This window comes from Thermogutta sp. (genome assembly GCF_039793925.1).
Classification (GTDB): Bacteria; Planctomycetota; Planctomycetia; order Pirellulales; family Thermoguttaceae; genus Thermogutta.
This window is the reverse complement of the sequence record NZ_JBAMME010000282.1, coordinates 21,387-27,386: the sequence shown is the minus strand read 5'-3', so window position 1 is coordinate 27,386 and position 6,000 is coordinate 21,387. Positions and strand designations below refer to the sequence as shown.

Below are 6,000 nucleotides of genomic sequence, written 5' to 3'. Positions count from 1 at the left end.
GGCCTGGGCGAAAGAAGTGGAACGGTTGGGCGCAGGGGAGATTGTACTCACTTCCATGGACGCCGACGGAACTCAGGCCGGGTATGATCTGGAAATCACGCGCGCCGTGCGGGAAGCCGTGTCCATCCCGCTCGTGGCGAGCGGTGGAGCGGGGTGTCCCCAGCACATGGCGGATGCGATTCTTAAAGCAGGGGCCGACGCCGTGCTGGCCGCCGGAATCTTCCATTTCGGTCAGTACACCATCCGAGAGACGAAAGAGTATCTGCATCGCTGCGGAATACCGGTTCGGCTGTGAAGGGCCTACGTTTCCGCCGCAAAAGTTTCTGATCATAATATTTCTGATTGGGTAGATGAGGGTTTCCGGAATGAAAGCCGGGGCACCGCCCGAAGGGGACTTGTCATAGGGGCGGATGAACCGCCTTTGGGTTCAGGCCCGTGATCGCAGAAAGGTGAGGTTGGGAAAATGGCTACGATGCAGGAGCCGGTTCGGCCAGTATTCAGCAAACGGCCCAAAAATCTGGAAATCGACAAACTTTTCCGCGCTCTGGTCAAATTTGAGGGAAGCGACCTCCATTTGAAAGTCGGCAGACCACCCTACATCCGCGTGGCGGGATCACTGCGACCGCTGAACCATCCCCCGATCGACGAAGAGCAGATGATCCGCCTGATCCTGCCCATGCTCGATGAGCGGCTGCGTCGCATTTTGGAAGAGGATGGAGGGTGCGATTTCGCCCACGTGGTGGACGTGGACGGGGTAACGTGGCGCTTTCGAGTGAATGTTCTCCAGCAGATGGGTTGCCTGGGGTTGGTGGCCCGACGCATCAACAACTACATCCCCGATTTCGAAAAACTCAATTTGCCCCCAATCCTGGAGAAGCTCTGTCAGTTTGATCAGGGAATGATTCTTCTTGCGGGCGTGACGGGGTCCGGTAAAAGCACCACGATTGCCTCGATGCTCAACTGGATCAATCGCCATTACCGCAAGCATATCCTCACGCTGGAAGACCCCATTGAATTCACCTTCACGGAGGACAAATGTCTGATCAATCAGCGAGAAATTGGGATCGACGTGAAAAACTTCATGGTGGGCATGAAGCACGCCGTGCGTGAGGACCCCGACGTCATGCTCGTGGGCGAAATGCGTGACCGGGAGACTTTCGAGACCGCGATCCAGGCGGCGGAGACCGGGCACCTCGTGTTCGGAACGATTCACGCCTCCAGCGCCCCGAGCACCATCAGCCGTATTTTGGACCTGTTTCCGCAGGAAATGCACCGGGCGATCCGTAGCGCGATCGCCTTCAATATGAAGGCCATTATCGCCCAAAAGCTGCTGCCCTCCATCCATCCCGATTTCAAACGTGTGCCGGCCGTTGAGATCATGATCTTCAATCCGATGGTCAAGAAGTTGGTACTGGAAGAACAGGACCAGAAGCTGGCGGACGTTATTCGCATGTCGAAAGAAGAGGGCATGCAGGATTTCACGATGAGCTTGAAGGATCTTGTGGAGCGACGCTTGATCGATCGCGCCACGGCCTTTGAAGTAGCTCCCAATCCGGAAGCTCTCCAGATGGCTTTGAAAGGGATCGAAGTCAAGGCACCTGGGATTCTCTGATAGGCAACCTCATGACGCAGAACAGTCTGTCCTTTCGGCAACCGGGTCGGATGTTGTTTTCTCTGGCGGGAGCCGGAGCAGGTCTTACGTCAGCAGTGGCGTGGGCGGCCACGCCTTGGATGTTGCCGGAGCTTCTCTGGGGTCAGGAAGGCGGAGGGTGGTCCGGTCCCGGCTTCTATTTCAGCATCCTCAAGATCGTCGCATTTCTAATTGTGTATTTTCTGTGGGTAGCGATTGGCGACTGGATCAACCAGGACCTCCAGCGGCTGGATTTGGACCACAATCTGTGGAACGGGGTCTACTTTTTTTCCTTCGTGGCTGCGTTTTTCCTGTTTCTGTTCATACCATTTTTTCCTGTGGGATACCTCCTGGTCTGTCTGGCGACCTTCGTTCCGGCTCTCATTTATGCAAGTCATCGGAACAAGAAGGTGGGGATCGAAGATCGCGTGCTTACGGCCGCTCATTTTAAAAGAATCATGGGTCGACTGAGCGGCAAAGAGGTGAAGGTGGCCGTCTCTCCGGACGATCTTCCCCCGCCGATTCGTTTTGATCCTATCGCCAAGACCCAGCAGGAGAAGAACCTCCGCCTTATTCCGGCACGCCAGCATCCTGGTTATCAGGCTGCGCGGGAATTCATTGCCGAGGCCCTCGACCGGCGCGGCGAAGCGATCGATCTAATGGTGGCCCCCAATTCCACGACGCTGCGATACATGATCGACGGAGTGTGGATCAATATGCCCCCGGTGCCGGCGGAGTCGGCTATGGCAACGGTCGAGGTGCTGAAAATTCTTTGTGGTCTCAATCCCCAGGACCGCACAAGCCGTCAGCAGGGCAAACTGGATGTCCGTTATCATGACATCCCGCTGGGCCTGACATTCGCCTCGCAAGGTGTAGCCGGTGGAGAGAGGGTTGTCATCCAGTTCTCGGAAAAGACGAGCCGCTTCCGAAAGCTGGAAGATTTGGGGATGCGGCCCAAACTTCAGGAAACGATCAAGAATTTTCTTAACGCTCCGCAGGGGATCATTGTGTTTTCCGCACCGCCCGGTCATGGTCTGACGACCACGGTGACCTGTGCCATCCTCAGTGGAGATCGCTTCTCCCGCGAGTGGATCAGTATCGAAGACGAGCAAAAAACCTACGAGGTCATCGAGAACGTTCAGCCCTATATCATCACGGCTCAGGATCGGCAAAATCTCGACGGCTTCCTGGACAAAGTGTTCCACATGGAGCCGAATGTGGTGGTGTGTCGTGACCTTCCCAACGGCAAGGTGCTTCAGCGACTGGCAGAGGAGACCGATAACAATCGCCTGGTGATCACTACAGTCCGTGCCAAGGATTGTTGTGAAGCCTTGCTCAAGCTTATGGCCCTTCAACCGCCTGCCAAGGCGTTTCCGGAAAAGGTGATCGGTGTGGTGAACCAGCGCGTGATGCGACGGCTGTGTGACAAATGCCGTCAGCCTTATCCGCCACCTCCGGAGTTGCTTCAGCGATTGGGAATTCCGCCGGGACGGATTCAGGCGTTTTTCCGGCCTCACGTACCCACTCCGGAGGAAAAGGAAGTGTGTCCGCAGTGCCAGGGACTGGGCTATTTCGGACGCTGCGCTGTTTTCGAGGTCCTGGTGGTCAATGACAATCTGCGGAGAATTCTCAGTCGACAGCCAGATTATGCAACGCTCCGGAAAGCGGCCCGGGCGGCGGGGATGGCCACACTTCAGGAAGAAGGCGTGCTCTTGCTGGCTCAGGGGATCACCTCTTACGAGGAACTTGCCCGCGTCCTCCAGGGCTGACATGCGCGGTCCGGGGAAAGCCGGTGCGATCAGTTCATTGGAAATCAACACAGGAGAAGATACTCATGCTGCTTTACCTGCTATGGATCCTCATCGTTGGTGCATGCGTGGGCTTCATCTTTCGCGAAGGACTGTGGAGCGCATTCATACGCTTTGTCAACGTCCTCATGGCAGGCATCCTGGCCACAAACTTCTTTGAGCCCGTGGCTCGCGTCATGGAGGACACAATCGGTCCAAAGCTGACATACTTTTACGACTTTCTGTCGTTCTGGCTGGTGTTTGCCGTGTCGATGATCGTTCTCCATATTGCCACGGCGTTTCTCTCTCGGGTGAAAACGCGTTTCAACCTGTATCTCAATCAGGGGGGAGCAGTGGTGATAGGGCTGATGACGGGTGTGCTTATGTGCTGGCTGTTCAATTTTTCGCTCCATCTCGCTCCCCTGGGGACCAAACCATTTATGTCGCCGGTACTGAGCGATGATGGCACACCGCTCGGCATTCAGTGGGCCCGCGTGGCCAGTTACCTTTCCAAAGGAGCCCTCTCGCGGCCGGTTTCAGAGGCCGAAGCAGCTCGCTACGGTGGGTCTGTGGCTGCTTTTCCGGGAGCCAAGAATATCTTTAAGACGTATTATTATGAACGGGCGCGGAAGTTGGAAGAGCAGGTGAGTTCTGGGGGAGGATTCACCACCGAGTCGGCCCCACCAAGATAGTGGGAGGGGGAAAACCAAGCCGCCCGGCGAGCGTAAATCGAAAAGAGTCACATGGCGGCGTGTGAAACCGGACCACAGTGGGAGAAAGGAGCCCCTCCGGCGGACCGGCCTGTGGCCCGTTGGCGTGAGTGGGGGGTTGACTGGGGCGAGGACTGTATTTTCCCGCCTGTGAGGCGGTTCGAGGATGATCGTCCTCGCTCGCTACGGAGGCTACCTGGGAGAAAAGCCTCAGCCGGTTTCGGCCGAAACCCAGAACTCCTGGCGTGGTTTTGAACCTCGTCTGCTGGATCGCGTGGGAGCTAAGATATGAGCCAGGAAACAGCACGGGCAGCACCGCCCGATACGGTCGTTCCAGAAGCAGCAGCCTACCGGCCTCTCAGCGCAGCGGCTGTTTTGGCCTGCGTTTTGGGGGTGCTTTCGGTGAGTGCCTTCTTCGGGCCAGCTTTGTGGGTGATCGCTCTTGCCGGTGTTATTGTAAGTCTCTGGGCCTGGATCCGCATCCATCAGTTCGATCCGCCATTGACAGGAAGGACGGGCGCCTTAATCGGGCTAGGGTTGAGCGTCTTCTGTCTGGTCGGAGGGCCCGCCCAGTGGATGCTGCAGCGCTACTTGCTCACCCAGGAAGCCCAGAAATTTGCCATGCTGTTTTTTGACTATCTCCTCCACGACCAGCCGCACAAGGCCCACCAGCTCAGCCGGGCGGCTTTTGATCGCGCTCCCCTGGACGAACATCTATGGGAGAAATATCCACCGGACAGCAGCGCCCGCAAGGATTTGGAAGCGTTTCTGGAGCGGAAGGAGGTTCGCGCGATCATCCTGTTGGGCAAAGATCCCCGTACGAAGATCAGGTTTTTCGACACTGAAGGTGTCTGGCGGGAAGACACATTGATCAAAGTAGCCCAAAGTTATGCGGTGACCTATTTTGACACCAACAATGTGAAACGGACATTCTTCCTCACGGTGATTTTAAACCGCTATCCCCTGCGAACGGCGATGATTTCTGATTGGTTTGTGAGCGATCTCAGTAGTTACACGCCGCCGCATGCCCTTGAAGATCGACAAAAGGCCTGGGAAAAGGCGCAGTGGGAAAAAGAAAAGATGCGGGCGTTTGACCAGATGCCATCGCCCGAAGAGTGACGCGAACAACAAGGTTGCCTTCGCGCTGTGGGAGGTTGGGCTGTGACGCTGGCAGAAGAACTGGAGCGCCTCCATCGGCTTCACGAGGCAGGAGCGTTGACCGACGAGGAGTTTGCGGCAGCTAAGGCGCGGCTCCTTTCCGATTCGTCTGGCGATCAAAAAAGTTCGCCGGTCACCGGATGGCGATTGCGGGAGCGGCTCCAGGACGGGCGATTTTGGGCGATGCTTCTGCATTTGTCGCTGCTTCTTAACATCACCCTCCCCGGATTTGCCCTGGTGGTGCCGTTTCTCATTTGGCAACTGGGAAAAGACCGTTTCCCCGAACTGGATGCCCATGGCAAGAACGCTGCTAATTTCGTGATCTCATATCTCATTTATGGGGCATGCGTCGCCCTGGCGGGATTGCTTCTGGCCATTATTCCCCTGGGGATCACGGTGTCGATACCGCTCTGGTATGGGTTCGCGATCGTCCTTGTGTTGTGCGTTTTCTACGTGGCCTGGCAGGCCAACCAGGGTCGCGTGGTCCAATATCCGCTAGCGATCCCGTTCTTTGTCTAACCGGCGATTTGCGGATTCGGCATTATTACCATCCGCTGGCCGGATTGGGGTAGGGATGCGTCTGCAAACGCGGTCCCCCAAGCGCCTGGGTTGCGAACTTTTCAGCCCGAGATGGTGTCCAGTCGATGAGAATAATAACAATAGTTGACTTTGTTGACCAACAATATAATAATATCGTTGATTCCCGAGGCGTCGG

At 56.4% G+C, this 6,000-nt stretch carries 7 protein-coding genes; all 7 read left to right on the top strand.

Going from position 1 to position 6,000, the window contains the following annotated elements; genetic code table 11:
• The coding region (locus tag ABJK56_RS14380) for a HisA/HisF-related TIM barrel protein (protein WP_347245358.1) at positions 1 to 295 on the top strand (295 nt) is incomplete at its 5' end.
• 168 nt (positions 296 to 463) lie between these two features.
• The gene (locus ABJK56_RS14375) at positions 464 to 1,612 is read left to right on the top strand and encodes a PilT/PilU family type 4a pilus ATPase (RefSeq protein WP_347245357.1); all 1,149 of its coding nucleotides are present in this window, start codon (positions 464 to 466) and stop codon (positions 1,610 to 1,612) included.
• 11 nt (positions 1,613 to 1,623) lie between these two features.
• Positions 1,624 to 3,399: an ATPase, T2SS/T4P/T4SS family gene (locus ABJK56_RS14370; RefSeq protein ID WP_347245356.1), complete on the top strand. Its 1,776-nt coding sequence runs from the start codon at positions 1,624 to 1,626 to the stop codon at positions 3,397 to 3,399.
• Between the two features lie 65 nt (positions 3,400 to 3,464).
• Positions 3,465 to 4,109: a CvpA family protein gene (locus tag ABJK56_RS14365; protein ID WP_347245355.1), complete on the top strand. Its 645-nt coding sequence runs from the start codon at positions 3,465 to 3,467 to the stop codon at positions 4,107 to 4,109.
• Positions 4,110 to 4,293: 184 nt separating this feature from the next.
• The gene (locus ABJK56_RS14360; protein ID WP_347245354.1) at positions 4,294 to 4,419 is read left to right on the top strand and encodes a hypothetical protein; all 126 of its coding nucleotides are present in this window, start codon (positions 4,294 to 4,296) and stop codon (positions 4,417 to 4,419) included.
• Positions 4,416 to 5,246, top strand: a complete 831-nt coding sequence (locus ABJK56_RS14355; protein WP_347245353.1) for a hypothetical protein — start codon at positions 4,416 to 4,418, stop codon at positions 5,244 to 5,246. Before ABJK56_RS14360 ends, ABJK56_RS14355 begins: the two co-directional genes overlap by 4 nt.
• 42 nt (positions 5,247 to 5,288) lie before the next feature.
• Positions 5,289 to 5,804 carry a DUF4870 domain-containing protein gene (locus tag ABJK56_RS14350; protein ID WP_347245352.1) on the top strand — a complete coding sequence of 172 codons (516 nt, stop codon included), beginning with the start codon at positions 5,289 to 5,291 and terminating at the stop codon, positions 5,802 to 5,804.
• Positions 5,805 to 6,000: the final 196 nt, after the last annotated feature.